The sequence below is a fragment of the Archangium lansingense genome (assembly GCF_026626635.1).
GTDB classification, from domain to species: domain Bacteria; phylum Myxococcota; class Myxococcia; order Myxococcales; family Myxococcaceae; genus Archangium; species Archangium lansingense.
Genome location: NZ_JAPNKA010000001.1, coordinates 8,385,741 through 8,401,687, shown reverse-complemented (window position 1 = coordinate 8,401,687; position 15,947 = coordinate 8,385,741). Strand labels below are relative to the sequence as shown.

Sequence of the window (15,947 nt, the reverse complement as noted above, 5' to 3'; positions counted from 1 at the left end):
TGGGCCGCCGCTCGCCGTGGAATTCGCAGCACAGTTCCCTTTCATCGGGAAGTGGGCCTGCCCACCGTTGCCACCGTCCTCGCGTGGGCAATGGCGTTCAGGCTCTCCTTTCGGAGGAAGTGCTCCTTGCGGATGCGCAGGACCCTCCGCTCCGAGTCCTCCATCATCTCCCATGCCTCCCGGGCTCGGCGGGGGAAGAGGTGGATCGATTGCACGTAGAGGCAGGCGTTGTGGACGCGCAGCGCGAGGTTGGAGAATCCGAGCCGCTGGACACGGCGAAGCCACTGGCCGAACTCCTCCCACGGCATGTCGAACGAGTACGCCTGAGAGACGAACTCCTCCGCGATGCTGCGCCGGGTCTACTGACGTTCAACCTCGGTCTTCGCCTCGCGCAACCACCGTTTCTCCAGTTCCAGCAATGCGCGCTTGAGCTCCTCGTAGGGGGCGTCGGCCTTCAACAGCTTCACGAGGAGCTGGTCCTTCTCCCGCCCGCGTGCCAGCCCGCGCTCTCTTCGCGTCCGTCGCACGTTCGCGATCCCGGACAGGGCTGCTCGTTGGATTCCTTGGGCCATGATGACCCTTCAAGCCATGAGGCGGAGTCGGGGGCGTGAACCTCGGCGGCGTGACGTTCCCGTAGATGGGGGCGGTGTAGGTGGCGTGAGCCCCTTCCGGGTGACCCGCTGCTTGACGCTGGCGATAGCGGCCAGGGCCTGTTTCCGTACGTGATGCCTACGGCGCAGGCGTCGTAGCCGACGCTCCGCTTCTGCCACCAATGCCCAGCCCAGCGGAGCCTTGGTGGGGTCACGGTTGGCCGCCCACTCCAGGGTTTCGCAGGCGGCGTGCATCCGGTACTCCAAGCTCGGATAGCCGAGCCGCTGCACGCGGCGCAGCGCCCGTTCGTACTCCGCCCAGGTGTGCGCCCAGAGGTACGAGACGGTCAGAATGTCATGGGCGATCAGCCGTTTGATGTGCTGCCGCTCCCAGTCCGTCCGCGCTCCCTCTAGTAGATTCTTCTGGAGGGCCAGGTATTTGAACTCCGCCGTCTTGAGGGGAACTCCCTCGGAGCCCGGGCCGAAGGCCATGAAGGCATCGTGGCGCTCCTTGATGATCCACTGCCAGAACAACTCCCGCGAGGAACTCATGGCACACCTGCCTGCGACTTTGGCAGTAGGAACATCCCTCCAACTTCAGCAGTAAGGTTGCAATCGCGCAAGAAGCGTCGCGTCGTGGATGCGGTAGATGAAGGAAGTTCCCGGGCACCTTCACCCTCATGCAGGGGGATGCAGAAGGCGAAGCCGGGAGCGTGAGCCTCGACGGCGTGACGCACCCGGAGGCATGACTCCGTGGCAACTTGCCGCCAGAAGGATTCACGGGAAGGTGTCATCGATCTGCCCCTGGGCACGGCTTCTTGTTCATGCTCAAGGGCCAGAACCCGTGTCGCTCGCAGTAGTCGTAGCAGTCCTTGCACTGAGTGGTGCCCGAAACGCTGCCCGGCTTCAGTCCGATCTTGTCGACGCACGCAACGTAGTCGGGGAGGCATCTTTTTCGCTTCTCGTCCCTGCTCTCTCCCTGCTCCGCCGTTTCCAGCGAGCCGAGCCCCGGCGGGCCCACGTTGATGGGTTCCGATTGCGCCGGAGGCGTTGCACCGCACAACTCGTACTGGCCGGGGTGTTGCTTGAGGCAGCAGGTGACGGTGCTGTCCGTCTGGTTGCACTCCGCTCCAGTCAAGGCGAATGCACCCGAGCTGTACCTGTACGCATCCGTGGATGCGCACCCCGATCCCAGCACCACGGCGAAGACGACCGCCATGAACGGGGTAGACAAGTTGCCCGCCCTATCAGGTCCCAAGAGGCGCATGAGCCCTCCCACGGTGGGTTGCCATGCGATCTCTGGACTGAACCGCCAAAGCCCTCAATCCAGGTGAGGCATTAATTCCTGTCTGCGTGGGGTTATCAACACGTCCAAGCGTCTACTGGCCAACCAACCGGGTTTCAGGTGAGGCATAGGACTTCTCAGCCGTACTACGCCGCTGCGAGGTGCAGGGTCGCGTCCTCCACGTCATCCCGTGTCACCTCTTGCTTCAGGATGACGAGCCGCGTGGTCTCTCGGGCCTTCACCCGGAGTGGCTGCCGAGCCTCCAGGAGCGTGAATCCGCGCTGGGTCATCATCAGTCCCTCGATCTCGAACTCCACCATTCCAGACAGCACGAACAGTTGGGAGCCCGCCTCCAGTGTCTGCAACTCCTGCGGCGCCAGCTGGCGGTGCTCTCCGTGCCGGAGCAGACCAAGCCGGCCCTTGCGCCCGAGGTGCCCGTAACGGTCGAGTCCGCGCGCCAGGTCATCGAAGCGCCGCTCGGCGAGCATCTTCCACATCGCCTCCCGCAGATGGCCATCCTTCTCCAGCAGCGGCAGGAGCGCCGAACGAGGAATGCGTACCAGTGTCGAGTCCGTCGCCGTGCGGATGGAGGCGGAGCGGCGCGCGCCCGTGAGCAGGGCGTACTCCCCGAACACGGCACCAATGCCGAGCTCGTCCACGAGCTTCTCCCCCTGGGCCTCCCCGGTCAGCACGTAGACCGCGCCGCGCTCCAGCAGGTACAGCTCGTCGCAAGAGCTCCCCGCGTGGAAGACGTACCGGCCCGCGGGCAGCACGAGGCGCTCCGTTCGCCCGGCCAGACCGCGCAGGGTGGCCTCGTCGAGGTGGGCGAGGAACGGCACCTGGCGCAACTGCTGGACCCGCTGGGTGGAGTGCATGAGGGCCCCGAGCCGCGTGCGCTGCACCAGGGCCATCAGCCTCTCCACGGCTCGGCTCAGCCGCCGCTCCAGCAGGGACCGCGCGATGCTCCGCAGGTTCTTGAGGGTGATGGGCACCACCGTCACCAGTCCGTGCCCCTCGCCATATCCCGGATTGGCTTGGAGGAAGTAGCGCACCTCGGGTTTGTCGCAGTGGGCCCAATAGTCGCTCTCCATCTCCGACTCGCGCGTGCGCCAGCCCACCCGCCGCACGAGTGGCCAGTCCGGGTTCACCTTCTCCAGGCCGAACTCCGTGGCCAGCGCGTCCATGAAGGCCTGGAGCCCGGGTGGGGTCTCCTGTTCGCGCCGTGGCCACAGCTCGCCACAGAGCCTGGCAAGCAGCGAATAGCTGGACGGGTGCACCAGCGAGCCCATGTAGACCACGCGCCGGCCCGGGTGCTTCAGCACATAGCGCACCAACCGCTCCAGCCAGAAGCGCGCGTTGACGTTGCCACCCCGGTAGGCGCGCAGCGAGCCCGCTTCCGCGCGGAACACTGCCAGGGGCTCTCCGCTGAGCTGCTTCTCGAAGAGGTGCAGCGCGAAGTAGCCGACGAGCTCTCCCTCCTCGTTCTTGTGAAGGAGGAGCCACGTGTGCTCGGCCCTGGACTCGACCACGTAGCGGCCGAAGGACTCCCGGTCCACGCCGTCGAAGATCTGCTGGTGGACGGCGTAGAGGGAATCGGTGAGCTGGCGCCGCGCCTCGGTGGACAGGGATTGGGGGAGAATGACCTCGGTGCTCGTGATGCGGGACATGGCTGCCTCGACCCAGGGCGTCGTGTCGTGGGGGGTTGCGCCCTGACACGAAGCACTCTGCTGTGGTGCCGTTATGGCAGCGTGACGGCGCGACCAGTCAGGGGGCGCACCGTCACACGGACTTGGTGGGCAGCAGGGCCAGCACGCGAGCGAGCACCGCGGCGGCTACGCACTTCGTCCCTCGAGCAGGGCAAGCCAGTCCTGGCGGGGGTCGCCGAAGGCGAGGAAGGACGGGTTGAGGATCTGCTCCTTGTTGTAGGCCAGCGGCCGGCCCGAGGTGTCCGTCACCGCACCGCCCGCGGCCTCCAGGACGCACTGGGCCGCCGCGGTGTCCCACTCGCTGGTGGGCTGGAGCCGCGGGTAGAAGTCCGCCTTGCCCTCGGCGACGAGGCAGAACTTGAGGGAGCTGCCCATGTTGGCGGTGCTCGCCGTGGTGAGCCGCTTCAGCAGCGCCTCCACCTGCGGGCCCGCGTGGTCCTTGCTCGCCACGATGACGAGCCGCTCCAGGTTGGCGGGCCGCGTGCGGATGGCCACCGGCGCCTGGCCGGAGTGGGCCATGAAGGCGCCCGCTCCCTTGCGGCCCCAGTAGGTGACTCCCGTGACGGGCACGTGCACCACGCCCAGCACGGGCTCGGAGCCGGAGACGAGGGCGATGTTCACGGTGAACTCGCCCGTGCCCTTGATGAACTCCTTGGTGCCGTCGAGCGGATCCACCAGCCAGAAGGTGCTCCACTTGCGCCGCTCGGCCACATCCATCTCGCTGGACTCCTCGGAGAGCACCGGGATGTCGGGCGTCAGCCGCCGCAGGGCCTCGACGATGAGGGTGTGCGAGGCCTTGTCCGCGGCCGTCAGCGGGGAGTCATCTCCCTTGCGCTCGACGGAGACATCACCTCCATAGAACTGGAGCGTGGCCCGCCCCGCCTCACGCGCCAACTCGCACACGGCCGACACCAGTGCTTCATCTGTCTTCGTCATGAGCCATTCCTCTCCGTGCGAGGATCTCCCGTTTCCCCCCGAGCGGGGAAGTGGTTTATGGCCGGTCCTGACCTTCCTGGCTCACGGAGACAGACCATGAGATTGATTGGCGCGGGATTCGGACGCACGGGCACGAAGTCCCTCCAGGCCGCACTCGAGGAGCTCGGGTTGAGGCGCTGCTACCACATGACGGAGCTCGCCAATAATCCGTCACACGTGGACCACTGGGCGGATGCGGTCGCGGGCAGGCCGGTCGACTGGAAGCGGCTGTTTCAGGGATATGAGGCGACGGTGGATTGGCCCGGGTGTACCTTCTACAAGGAATTGATGGTGGCCTTCCCCGACGCGAAAGTGCTGCTCAGCGTGAGGGATCCGGAGAAGTGGTACGAGAGCGCGTACAACACCATCTACAGTGGCCTGCGCGCGTTTCCCTTCAACGTCATCCGGTATGCCGTCCCTCACCTGCGGCGGATGGCTCGCACGGTCGACGACATCATCTGGGACGGCACCTTCAAGGGCCGGTTCGGCGACAAGCAGTTCGCCATCGAGGTCTACAACCGGCACATCGAGGACGTGAAGAAGCACGTCCCCGCGGAGCGACTGCTCGTCTACGAGGTGAAGGAAGGGTGGGAGCCCCTGTGTCGCTTCCTCGGGGTGGAGGTCCCCAAGGACAAGCCCTTCCCCCGTCTCAACGACACCGCCGACTTCCAGAAGATGATCCGCGGGCGGTTGAAGTCCGTGCTCCTCCCCTGGCACAAGCCCCGGCCATCCTGACGGCCCGTCAGCCCTGCTTCGCCATGGCGCTTGCGGGCTGGAGCGTCAGCGTCCCCTTGGCGTGAGCATCCACCTGCTGCCGCGTGAAGAGCAGCGGGTGGAACTCCACCTTCTGGCTCATGTCCAGCATGTCGTCGCGGTGCGGGTGGTACAGGTGCTCGCTCTGCCCTGGGGTGTGGATGCCCACCGACTTCGAGAAGTCATTCAGGTCGATGATCATCCGCAGCGCCGTGCCGTGGACGACCTCGTACGGCCGGCTCCACAGGAAGGACGAGCCGTCCACCGAGTAGTTGTCGCCACGCGCGGGCACCGTCTTGGTGTTGAACGCGCGCCGCACCCACGCCGGGCCCAACCGCCCCAGCGGGGCCGCGATGAACGTCACCGTGTGCACCTTGCCCCACGTCCAGCCGGCCGGGTCCGCCCCGTACCGCTCGCTCAGCCACGCAATGGCCTCCGTGAAGCTGCTGCGCACCACGTCGTCCCGCGTCTCCTTCTCGGGCGTCTTCGGATCGTCGAACCACTCGCTGTCGGGCTTCTCCATCAGCCCGATGACCCATGGCATGTGCATGCTGCCGTGGCGCTCGTAGTCGCTCGCCAGGTAGCGCCCCACCAGGTCCTTGCCGAGCTTGTTGCCCAGCAGCTTGCGCAGCACGGTGATGTACCAGGTCTGGTACACCGTCGCGCCGATGCGATCCGTCTCGAAGCGCAAGTCCCACGACTTCACTTCCTCGAGCACCCGCGTCTGTAGCGCATCCGCCGGCTTCACCGCCGCCAGCAGGTAGGGCCGCAGGGCCTCGGCCGGCAGCGAGTACGTCTCGGCCTGGATGCGGCGCATGTCCTCGACGGTGTGCTTGTTGCCCGCCGCCAGCAGGTCCGTGATGCGCTGGGCGCGGTACCCCGGGAACCAGTTGGTTGCAATCGAGTAGGGGTAGTCGTCCGAGGTGATCTTGTTGTTGGCCGTGGCGACGAAGCCCGCGGGCGGGTTGAGCGTGGCCGGGAGATCCTGGAAGGGAATCCACCCCTGCCACTCGTACTCCCCGGTCCAGCCCGGCACCGGCACCATTCCGGTGTGCCCCGCGGCGCGGATGGGAATCTTCCCCGTGGACTGGTAGCCGATGTTGCCCTCCACGTCCGCGTACACGAAGTTCTGGCCGGGGCTCTCCCACAGCTCGAGCGCCGAGCGGAACTCCTTCCAGGTCCCCGCCAGGTTCATCTGGACGAGCGCCTGGAGCAGCGGTGCGCTCTCATGCAACGCCCAGCGCAGCACCAGGGGCTCGGCGTCGGGCTTCAGCGCGGGCCCGAGAATCTCGTTCATGATGGGGCCATGCCGGGTGAAGCGCACCTCCAACGGCGCCGACGGGCCACCCTTGACGGGAATCTGCTCGCGGAGGACCTCCAGGTCGTGCCACTCGCCCTTGAACTCGTAGCGCTTGGGCGCCTTCGGATCGTCCAGCTTCTCGATGTAGAAGTCCTGGGTGTCGGGGCCCAGGTTGGACATGCCCCAGGCGATGCGCCCGTTGTGACCGAGCACCACCATGGGCACGCCCGGGAGCGTGAAGCCCACCACGTTGAACCGGCCGCCGTGCAGGCCGCTCTCGTACCAGGTGGAGGGCAGCCCCAGGCCGATGTGCACGTCATTGGCCAGCAGCGGCTTGCCGCTCTCCGTGCGGTCTCCGTGCACCACCCAGTTGTTGCTGCCCGAGACGATGTTCGGGTCTCCCAGCAGCGCGTCCACCTTGTCCAGGCCCTCCAGCTCCTTCACGCCGCGCAGGCCCCGGAGGTTCATGGCCTCGGGGGGCACGATGAGGGGCGTGTTGGGCGCGTGCGAGGGGAGGATCATCGCGGTGAGCTCCTCGCCCACCTCCGCCAGCAGCCGGGCGCGGAACAGCTCCAGCCGGTGGTTGCCGCCCAGCGCGAACGCCAGCATGTTCGCGCCAGCGAGTCCACCGGCGTCCAGGGCTCCGGAGTGACGCCAAAGATGGAGCACTCGAGCGGCAGGGGCTCGCACTGGATGCGCGCATTCACGCCCGCCGCATAGGCCTCCGCGAAGGCGCGTGCGTCCCCCTGGACCCGGGCCCAGCCGTTCTCGGCGGCCCGCCGCAGCCCCAGGGTGCGCATGACGCGATCCACGGGCACCGCCTGCGGACCCATCATGCTGGCCAGCGTGCCATTGGCGATCCGGCGGCCCAACTCCATCTGCCAGAACCGGTCCTGCGCCTGCACGTAGCCCTGGGCGAAGAACAGATCATGCTCGTCCTTCGCGAAGATGTGGGGCACGCCCCAGGTGTCGCGGATGATCTCCACGGGTCCGTTCAAGCCCGGAGCCGACAGCGTGCCCTGCGTGCGCGGCCAGCGGCCTCGGGCCATCCGGGGGCCAATGCCCGGCGCCGCCACGGCCATCACCCGCGGCATCATCTGGAGGAGCCGGAACACCTGCTTCAGCATCTTCATGACTTCACACCTCCGGACGCAGCGGGGAGCGCTGGCTCACCCTCGGCGGGATTGGGGTTCTCGGGCAGGCTCGCGACGTTCGCCGGCTTGTCCGGGATGGCGTCCGGCAGCTCGGTCTCGAGGTTGCGCACGCGGGGGTTCAGCCAGGTGATGATCACATTGACCGTCATCACCAGTCCCAGCACGACGAACAGGAAGCCGATGCCTCGCCCGGTACCGGTTCCCACCACCCGGCCCACGCTGTCTGCGAGCGCACCGCCCGGGGCGAGCCAGGGCTCGAAGTACCGGTCCGCGATAGGACCGGACATCAGCGAGGCCACGGGCGACGCGGCGATGGCGATCATTCGCTTCGTGGCGAAGACGCGCCCCTGCAACTCATGGGGCACCTTGCGCTGCCAGAGGGTCTGGATGGAGCCGCCCATGAGCGGGAAGGTGAAGAGGAACAGCCCCGCGCACAGCGTGACGACGGGCATGCTGGCGGGCAGGGCTCCTCCGAACAGCACGAAGGCCGCCATGAGCTTGAAGCTGAGCGCGCCCCGGATCATGCGCTTGGGGCCACCCCAGATGCTCATCACGATGCCGCCGAGCACCATGCCCATGGCGGAGAGGGACACGACGAGCCCCAGCGTGGCCTCGTTTCCGAAGCTCAGCACCAGCGGGGTGATCAACACCACCACCAACCCCATGACCACGTTGGTGACAGAGGAGGACACCAGCAGCCCCACCAGCCCGGGCCTCGTCCGGATGAAGCGCCAGCCGTGGGACATGTCCTGCCACAGCGAGCTCTTGGCAGGGGTCTCCTGGGCGCGGGTCAAGGAGGGGATGCGGGTGATCAGCATGCCCATGAAGGCGATGAGGAAGGTGCTCAGGTCGATCAGCAGGATGCCCCGCAGCCCGATGTGCACCACCAGCGCTCCGGCGAGCACAGGCGCGACGACCTGGCTGGAGGCGGCGGCCAGATCGAGCATGCCGTTGGCTCGGCCCAGGTGCTGCTTGGGCACGAGCTGCGACGTGGCGGCGGACAGGGCCGGCCCGTGGAACGCGCTGCAGATCGCGCTCACGGCGAAGGGCAGGTAGAGGTGCCACGTCTCGAGCTGCCACAGGCCCTTTTCGCCCGCGGAGATGAGCCCCAGGATGAGGAACGAGCAGATGCCCGCGCCCAGATCGCTCATCAACATCACCGTGCGGCGGTTCCACCGGTCCACCAGCGCGCCGGCGAACGGAGACACCAGCACGTACGGCGCGCTGGAGAGGAACGTGACCAGCGACAGCTTGGTGATGGAGCCGGTGCGCTTGTACACCTCGATGCCGAGCGCGAAGCTGGTCAGCCCCGAGCCGATCAGGGAGAGGAACTGCCCGAGCCAGACGAACAGGAAGGGGCGCAACGGGTTGGAGGTGGCCTGGGGTTCGGAGGTACTCATGCTGCCTCCCGGGTGGTCAGCGTGTTCAGGACCTGGGTGAGTCGTTCCGCCAGGGATGCGGCATGGGGCTCGTTCAGCATGGTGTGATGCGTGCCCGGGACTTCCTGGACGTCGAGCGTGCCCGTGATGAACGCGCTCCATCCCAGTCGGCCATCCGGTGCGACTCCCTCCGGTTGCGTGCTTGCCTTGAATAGCACGGCTGAACCCTCGTAGGGACGGGCCGTGTAACTCATTTGCGCCTGGAGATGGCGCTGGAAGACCTCGAAGAGCCTCCAGGCCTGCTCGAGCTCGAGCCCGGCGTTGGCCTTCTCCAGCACGTAGGCCAATCGCTCCCGCGCGCTGAGTTGCAGCATGCGCTCCGGCTCCAGCGTGAGGCTCTGCCACGGCAGCCCCAGGTTGGCGCAGAAGGCGGCCAGGATGGTGAGCTCGTCGATCTCCTCCTGCGTCCCGGGCGCGTGCGTGTCGAAGAGGCTCAGCAGCTCCACGGTCTCGCCCGCGGCCTGGAGCTGCCTGGCCATCTCGTAGGCGACCAGGCCACCGAACGACCAGCCGCTCAGAGAGTAGGGGCCCTGGGGCTGGACCTCGCGGATCTGCGCGACGTAGTGGCGCGCCATCGCCTCCACGGACGCCGGGAGCTGCTCACCCGTGTGGAGGGCCGGGTCGAGCAGCGCGTAGATGGGCCGGGCCGTCTCGAGGTGGCCGACGAGGTCCGTGTAACTCATCACGCCGCCACCCGCCGGGTGGACGAGGAACAGGGGCCGCTGGTGGGCTTCTCCCTCTCGCAGTTTCATCAGCGAGAGCGAGGACTCCGCATCGTCCTGCAACCGCCGCAGCGCCTCAGCGAGGAGCTCGACCGTCGGATTCTGGAAGAGCGTGAGCACGCTCAGGCGGCGCCCCAGAGCCTGGTGCACGCGGGACGTCACGCGCGTGGCCAGCAGCGAGTGGCCACCCAGCTCGAAGAAGTTGTCCCGGATGCCGATGCGAGGCACGGAGAGGACCTCGGCCCAGATGCGGGCGAGCAGCTCCTCGGTGGGCGTGCGCGGGGCAATGTACTCGGCGGCTGTGTCGTTGCTGGCCTCCGGAGCGGGAAGGGCCTTGCGGTTGATCTTGCCGTTGGGGGTGAGGGGGAGCTGCTCGAGCACAACGAAGACAGAGGGCACCATGTGCTCGGGCAGGTGCTGCTTGAGGTGGGTGCGAAGCTCTGCGGTGGAGGGGGCCTGAGGGCCGGAGGGAGTGAGGTAGGCCACCAGACGCTTGTCACCGGGCCTGTCTTCACGGGCGACGACGACGACCTGACGGACACCGGGGTGGGTGTCGAGGACGGACTCGATTTCACCCAGCTCGATGCGGAAGCCACGCACCTTCACCTGGAAGTCGGTGCGGCCGAGGTACTCCAGGTTGCCGTTGGCGCGGTACTTCGCCAGGTCGCCGGTGCGGTACATGCGGGCGCCCGGGGTGGAGCTGAACGGGTCCGGGATGAACTTCTCAGCGGTGAGCTCCGGGCGGCCGAGGTAGCCGCGGGAGACACCGGCGCCCGAGATGAACACTTCACCGGGCACACCCGTGGGCACTGGCTGGAGCCGCTCGTCGAGCAGGTAGAGCTGAGTGCCGGAGATGGGACGGCCGATGGTGGGGGGCTTGTCGGAGTGGCGGAGGGTGAAGGTGGAGTAGGTGGTGGTTTCGGAGGGGCCGTAGAGGTCGTAGACGAGAGAGAGGCCAGGCTGGCGGTAGAGCTGCTGGACGAGAGAGGTGGCCAGGGGCTCACCAGCGAGGTTGACGACGCGGACGGAGGAGGGGAGGCCACCGGAGCGCAACAGCTCCGACATGGCGGAGGGCACGGTGTTGACGAGCGAGACACGCTGCGCGGCAGGCAGCGAGGGCAACTCCAGAGCATTGCCAGCGAGGATGACGGTGCCGCCGAGGCTCAAGGGGAGGAAGAGCTCGAAGACGGACAAGTCGAAGGCAATGGAGGTGGAGGCGAGCAAACCGGAGAGGAGCTCCGGAGAGAAGACGGTGCGAGCCCAGGAGAGGAAGGAGACGGCGTTGCGGTGCTCGATGGAGACGCCCTTGGGGCGGCCGGTGCTGCCGGAGGTGTAGATGAGGTAGGCGAGGTTGCTGCTGAAAGCCGCACGGGAGGGGTTGGTGGTGCTGGCACGAGAGAGGGACTCGGAGTCCTTGTCGAGCAGCAGGACGTGAGCGGAGTGCTCAGGCAGGCTTGCAGTCACCTCGGATTGGGCGACGAGGAAACGCAGTTGAGCGTCCTCGACGATGAAGCCCAGGCGCTCGCGGGGGTAGGCGGGGTCGAGGGGGACGTAGAGGCCACCAGCCTTGAGGATGCCGAGCAGACCGACGACGAGGTCAGCGGAGCGCCTGGAGCAGATGCCCACGGGCGTCTCGGTGGTGACGCCGAGAGCGCGCAGGGAGTGAGCGAGCTGGTTGGCGCGGGTGTTGAGCTGTGCGTAGGTGAGCGAGTGCGTGCTGTCGACGAGGGCCTCGGCGTCGGGAGTGCGCAGGACCTGGGACTCGAAGAGCTCGTGGAGGGTGGCCTCGCGAGGGTAGTCGAGGGGGATGTTGTTCCACTCCACCAGGAGCTTGTGCTTCTCAGCCGCGGAGAGAAGGGGCAGCTCGGAGAGGCGAGTCTCCGGGTTGGAGACGGCGGCTTCGAGCAGAATACGCAGGTGCTCCATGGCCCTGGCCACGGTGTCGTGCTCGAAGAGGTCGGTGTTGTACTCGAGAGCACCCGAGAAGCCGTTGGGCGTGTCGCTGAGCGCCAGAGTCCAGTCGAACTTGGCGGTGCCGCTCGACTGAGGCAGCGAATTCAGGGTGAGGCCTGGCAGTCGCAGCGTCTCGGACGGTGCGTTCTGCAGGATGAACATCACCTGGAAGAAGGGCGAGCGGCTGAGGTCGCGCTGAGGCTGGAGCTCCTCGACGAGCTTCTCGAAGGGCAGGTCCTGGTGCTCGTAGGCGGCCAGGGTGGTGTCACGCACCTGGAGGAGCAGCTCGCGGAAGGAGGCCTCCGGAGAGAGGCGAGAGCGCAGGACGAGGGTGTTGATGAAGAAGCCGATGAGCCCCTCGAGCTCGGTGTTGCGGCGGCCGGCGATGGGAGAGCCGACGGAGATGTCGTCCTGGCGAGAGTAGCGGGAGAGGAGAACCTGGAAGCCGGCCAGGAGCGTCATGAAGGGGGTGACGCCCAAGCGGGTGGACAGGGACTTGAGAGACTCGGAAAGGGCCTTGGGCAGAGAGACGGGAATGCTGCTGCCGCGGAACGTCTGCACGGGAGGCCGAGGCTTGTCGGTGCTCAGCTCCAGGTGCGCCGGAGCGCCGGAAAGCTGCTGCTTCCAGTAGCGCAGCTGCGAGTCGAGTGCCTCACCCTGCAGCCAAGAGCGCTGCCAGAGAGCGAAATCCGCGTACTGGATGGGCAGGGGCGGCAGGGACGGCTGCTGGCCGGAAGCAAAGGCGGTGTAGAGGGCTGCTACCTCGCGAACGAGCACGCCCATGGACCAACCATCGGAGACGATGTGGTGCATGGTGACGAGCAGCACGTGGTCGTCAGAAGCCAGACGCAGCAGAGAGGCACGCAGGAGCGGGCCGTGGGCCAGCTCGAAGGGGCGCTGGGCCTCCTGGCGGGTCAGCTCGTGAGCCTGGGCCTCACGCTCGGAGGCGGGCACATCTCTCAGGTCGACCACCTCGAGCGGCATGGCGAGGGTCGGAGCAATGATTTGTACAGGCTGTTCGTCACGAGAGGCGAAGGTGGTGCGCAGGGACTCGTGACGGGCGACGAGCGCCTCGAACGCCCGTTGCAGCGCCTCGGTGTCGAGGTGGCCAGAGAGCCTGAGCGCGATAGGAATATTGTAGGCGGGGCTGCCGGGCTCGAGCTGATCGAGGAACCACAGGCGCTGCTGCGAGAAGGCGAGCGGGAGATCACCCGTGCTCGGCGAGGGGCGTAGCGGAATCGCTTGCGGCGCGTTCCGAGCCTGCCGGCCGTGTGCGTCGTCGAGCTTGAATGCGAGAGCGGAGAGAGTGGGTGCCTCGAAGAGGGCGCGAACGGGCAGCTCCACCTGGAAGGCGGTGCGCAGGCGGGAGAGGACTCGGGTAGCGAGCAGGGAGTGGCCACCCAGCTCGAAGAAGTTGTCTTCGGCACCCACTCGGGGCACGGAGAGGACCTCGGACCAGATGGAGGCGAGCTTCTCCTCGGTGGGCGTGCGCGGGGCGATGTACCCGGCGGCGGTGTCGTTGCTGGTCTCCGGAGCGGGAAGGGCCTTGCGGTTGATCTTGCCGTTGGGGGTGAGGGGGAGCTGCTCGAGCACAACGAAGACGGAGGGCACCATGTGCTCGGGCAGGTGCTGCTTGAGGTGGGTGCGAAGCTCCGAGGTGGAGGGGGCCTGAGGGCCGGAGGGAGTGAGGTAGGCCACCAGACGCTTGTCACCGGGCCTGTCTTCACGGGCGACGACGACGACCTGACGGACACCGGGGTGGGTGTCGAGGACGGACTCGATTTCACCCAGCTCGATGCGGAAGCCACGCACCTTCACCTGGAAGTCGGTGCGGCCGAGGTACTCCAGGTTGCCGTCAGCGCGGTACTTCGCCAGGTCGCCGGTGCGGTACATGCGAGCGCCCGGCTCAGCGCTGAAGGGGTTGGGGATGAAGCGCTCAGCGGTGAGCTCCGGGCGGCCGAGGTAGCCGCGGGAGACGCCGGCGCCGCCGATGAAGACCTCACCAGGGACACCAGTGGGGACTGGCTGCAGCCGCTCGTCGAGCAGGTACACCTGAGTACCGGAGATGGGACGGCCGATGGTGGGGGGCTTGTCGGAGTGGCGGAGGGTGAAGGTGGAGTAGGTGGTGGTTTCGGAGGGGCCGTAGAGGTCGTAGACGAGGGAGAGGCCGGGCTGCTGGTAGAGCTGCTGGACGAGGGATGCGGCCAGGGGCTCACCGGCGAGGTTGACGACGCGGACGGAGGAGGGGAGGCCACCGGAGCGCAACAGCTCCGACATGGCGGAGGGCACGGTGTTGACGAGCGAGACACGCTGCGCGGCAGGAAGGGAGGGCAACTCCAGGGCATTGCCAGCGAGGATGACGGTGCCGCCGAGGCTCAGGGGGAGGAAGAGCTCGAAGACGGACAAGTCGAAGGCAATGGAGGTGGAGGCAAGCAAACCGGAGAGGAGCTCCGGAGAGAAGACGGTGCGAGCCCAGGAGAGGAAGGAGACGGCGTTGCGGTGCTCGATGGAGACGCCCTTGGGGCGGCCGGTGCTGCCGGAGGTGTAGATGAGGTAGGCGAGGTTGCTGCTGAAAGCCGCACGGGAGGGGTTGGTGGTGCTGGCACGAGAGAGGGACTCGGAGTCCTTGTCGAGCAGCAGGACGTGAGCGGAGTGCTCAGGCAGGCTTGCAGTCACCTCGGATTGGGCGACGAGGAAACGCAGTTGAGCGTCCTCGACGATGAAGCCCAGGCGCTCGCGGGGGTAGGCGGGGTCGAGGGGGACGTAGAGGCCACCAGCCTTGAGGATGCCGAGCAGACCGACGACGAGGTCAGCGGAGCGCCTGGAGCAGATGCCCACGGGCGTCTCGGTGGTGACGCCGAGAGTGCGCAGGGAGTGAGCGAGCTGGTTGGCGCGTGCGTTGAGCTGTGCGTAGGTGAGCGAGCGGGAGCCGTCGACGAGGGCCTCGGCGTCAGGGGTGCGCAGGACCTGGGCCTCGAAGAGCTCGTGGAGGGTGGCCTCGCGCGGGTAGTCGAGGGGGATGTTGTTCCACTCCACCAGGAGCTTGTGCTTCTCAGCCGAGGAGAGAAGGGGCAGCTCGGGGAGGCGCGTCTCCGGGTTGGAGACGGCGGCTTCGAGCAGAATACGCAGGTGCTCCATGGCCCTGGCCACGGTGTCGTGCTCGAAGAGGTCGGTGTTGTACTCGAGAGCACCCGAGAAGCCGTTGGGCGTGTCGCTGAGCGCCAGAGTCCAGTCGAACTTGGCGGTGCCGCTCGACTGAGGCAGCGAATTCAGGGTGAGGCCTGGCAGTCGCAGCGTTTCGGACGGTGCGTTCTGCAGGATGAACATCACCTGGAAGAGGGGAGGGCGGCTGAGGTCGCGCTGAGGCTGAAGCTCCTCGACGAGCTTCTCGAAGGGCAGGTCCTGGTGCTCGTAGGCGGCCAGGGTGCTGTCACGCACCTGGAGGAGCAGCTCGCGGAAGGAGGCCTCCGGAGAGAGGCGAGAGCGCAGGACGAGGGTGTTGATGAAGAAGCCGATGAGGCCTTCGAGCTCGGTGTTACGGCGGCCGGCGATGGGAGAGCCGACGGAGATGTCGTCCTGGCGAGAGTAGCGGGAGAGGAGAACCTGGAAGCCGGCCAGGAGCGTCATGAAGGGGGTGACGCCCAGGCGGGTGGAGAGGGATTTGAGAGACTCGGAAAGGGCCTTGGGCAGAGAGACGGGAATGCTGCTGCCGCGGAAGGTCTGCACGGGAGGCCGAGGCTTGTCGGTGCTCAGCTCCAGGTGCGCCGGAGCGCCGGAGAGCTGCTGCTTCCAGAAACGCAGCTGCGAGTCGAGGACCTCACCCTGGAGCCACTGGCGCTGCCAGAGAGCGAAGTCGGGGTACTGGATGGGCAGGGGCGGCAGGGACGGTTGCTGGCCGGAAGCAAAGGCGGTGTAGAGGGCTGCTACCTCGCGAACGAGCACGCCCATGGACCAACCGTCGGAGACGATGTGGTGCATGGTGACGAGCAGCACATGGTCATCTGGCGCCAGGCGCAGCAAGCACGTGCGCAGGAGCGGGCCGTGGGCCAGATCAAAGGGACGCTGGGTCT

The 15,947-nt window shown here is 67.1% G+C and carries 9 protein-coding genes and 1 pseudogene (1 of these 10 only partly in view); 1 reads left to right on the top strand and 9 read right to left on the bottom strand.

All coding sequences use genetic code 11. The annotated features are described in order from the left end of the window. Window positions 1-41: 41 nt before the first annotated feature. From OV287_RS33390 to cysQ, 6 genes are all read right to left on the bottom strand, one after another. Window positions 42-308: a hypothetical protein gene (locus OV287_RS33390; RefSeq protein ID WP_267538091.1), complete on the bottom strand. Its 267-nt coding sequence runs from the start codon at window positions 306-308 to the stop codon at window positions 42-44. Between the two features lie 51 nt (window positions 309-359). Continuing rightward, window positions 360-527 (bottom strand): hypothetical protein, encoded by a 168-nt coding sequence (locus OV287_RS33385; protein WP_267538090.1) that lies wholly within the window; start codon window positions 525-527, stop codon window positions 360-362. A 54-nt stretch (window positions 528-581) separates the two neighbouring features. Next, window positions 582-1,142, bottom strand: coding sequence for a hypothetical protein (locus OV287_RS33380; protein ID WP_267538089.1), 561 nt, complete (start codon window positions 1,140-1,142; stop codon window positions 582-584). A 238-nt stretch (window positions 1,143-1,380) separates the two neighbouring features. After that, entirely contained in the window at window positions 1,381-1,857 is a 477-nt protein-coding gene (locus OV287_RS33375) for a hypothetical protein (protein WP_267538088.1), read from the bottom strand. 164 nt (window positions 1,858-2,021) lie between these two features. Then, window positions 2,022-3,542 carry a cyclic nucleotide-binding domain-containing protein gene (locus OV287_RS33370; protein WP_267538087.1) on the bottom strand — a complete coding sequence of 507 codons (1,521 nt, stop codon included), beginning with the start codon at window positions 3,540-3,542 and terminating at the stop codon, window positions 2,022-2,024. Window positions 3,543-3,707: 165 nt separating this feature from the next. Further along, on the bottom strand, window positions 3,708-4,517 hold the full coding sequence (gene cysQ / locus OV287_RS33365) for a 3'(2'),5'-bisphosphate nucleotidase CysQ (RefSeq protein ID WP_267538086.1): 810 nt from the start codon (window positions 4,515-4,517) through the stop codon (window positions 3,708-3,710). A 96-nt stretch (window positions 4,518-4,613) separates the two neighbouring features. On the opposite strand from cysQ, the gene OV287_RS33360 reads away from it, so the two are divergent. After that, a complete protein-coding gene (locus tag OV287_RS33360) occupies window positions 4,614-5,291 on the top strand; it encodes a sulfotransferase family protein (protein ID WP_267538085.1) in 678 nt (225 codons plus the stop codon). Window positions 5,292-5,298: 7 nt separating this feature from the next. Here OV287_RS33360 and OV287_RS33355 read toward each other — a convergent pair. The 3 genes and pseudogenes from OV287_RS33355 to OV287_RS33345 form a co-directional block, all read right to left on the bottom strand. Continuing rightward, a pseudogene (locus OV287_RS33355) lies at window positions 5,299-7,658 on the bottom strand (penicillin acylase family protein). A gap of 80 nt (window positions 7,659-7,738) precedes the next feature. Beyond that, window positions 7,739-9,163, bottom strand: a complete 1,425-nt coding sequence (locus OV287_RS33350) for an MFS transporter (protein ID WP_267538084.1) — start codon at window positions 9,161-9,163, stop codon at window positions 7,739-7,741. Further along, window positions 9,160-15,947, bottom strand: the final stretch of a protein-coding gene (locus OV287_RS33345; RefSeq protein WP_267538083.1) for a non-ribosomal peptide synthase/polyketide synthase. 19,480 nt of this gene lie beyond the right edge of the window; only the last 6,788 of its 26,268 coding nucleotides appear in the window; its start codon lies beyond the right edge, outside the window; its stop codon occupies window positions 9,160-9,162. Before OV287_RS33345 ends, OV287_RS33350 begins: the two co-directional genes overlap by 4 nt.

What these genes read in the sequence shown, in the direction of transcription:
- OV287_RS33390 (WP_267538091.1), bottom strand. Translation starts at nt 308, where the DNA reads ATGCCGTGGGAGGAGTTCGGCCAGTGGCTTCGCCGTGTCCAGCGGCTC.
- OV287_RS33380 (WP_267538089.1), bottom strand. Translation starts at nt 1,142, where the DNA reads ATGAGTTCCTCGCGGGAGTTGTTCTGGCAGTGGATCATCAAGGAGCGC.
- OV287_RS33375 (WP_267538088.1), bottom strand. Translation starts at nt 1,857, where the DNA reads ATGCGCCTCTTGGGACCTGATAGGGCGGGCAACTTGTCTACCCCGTTC.
- OV287_RS33370 (WP_267538087.1), bottom strand. Translation starts at nt 3,542, where the DNA reads ATGTCCCGCATCACGAGCACCGAGGTCATTCTCCCCCAATCCCTGTCC.
- cysQ (WP_267538086.1), bottom strand. Translation starts at nt 4,517, where the DNA reads ATGACGAAGACAGATGAAGCACTGGTGTCGGCCGTGTGCGAGTTGGCG.
- OV287_RS33360 (WP_267538085.1), top strand. Translation starts at nt 4,614, where the DNA reads ATGAGATTGATTGGCGCGGGATTCGGACGCACGGGCACGAAGTCCCTC.
- OV287_RS33350 (WP_267538084.1), bottom strand. Translation starts at nt 9,163, where the DNA reads ATGAGTACCTCCGAACCCCAGGCCACCTCCAACCCGTTGCGCCCCTTC.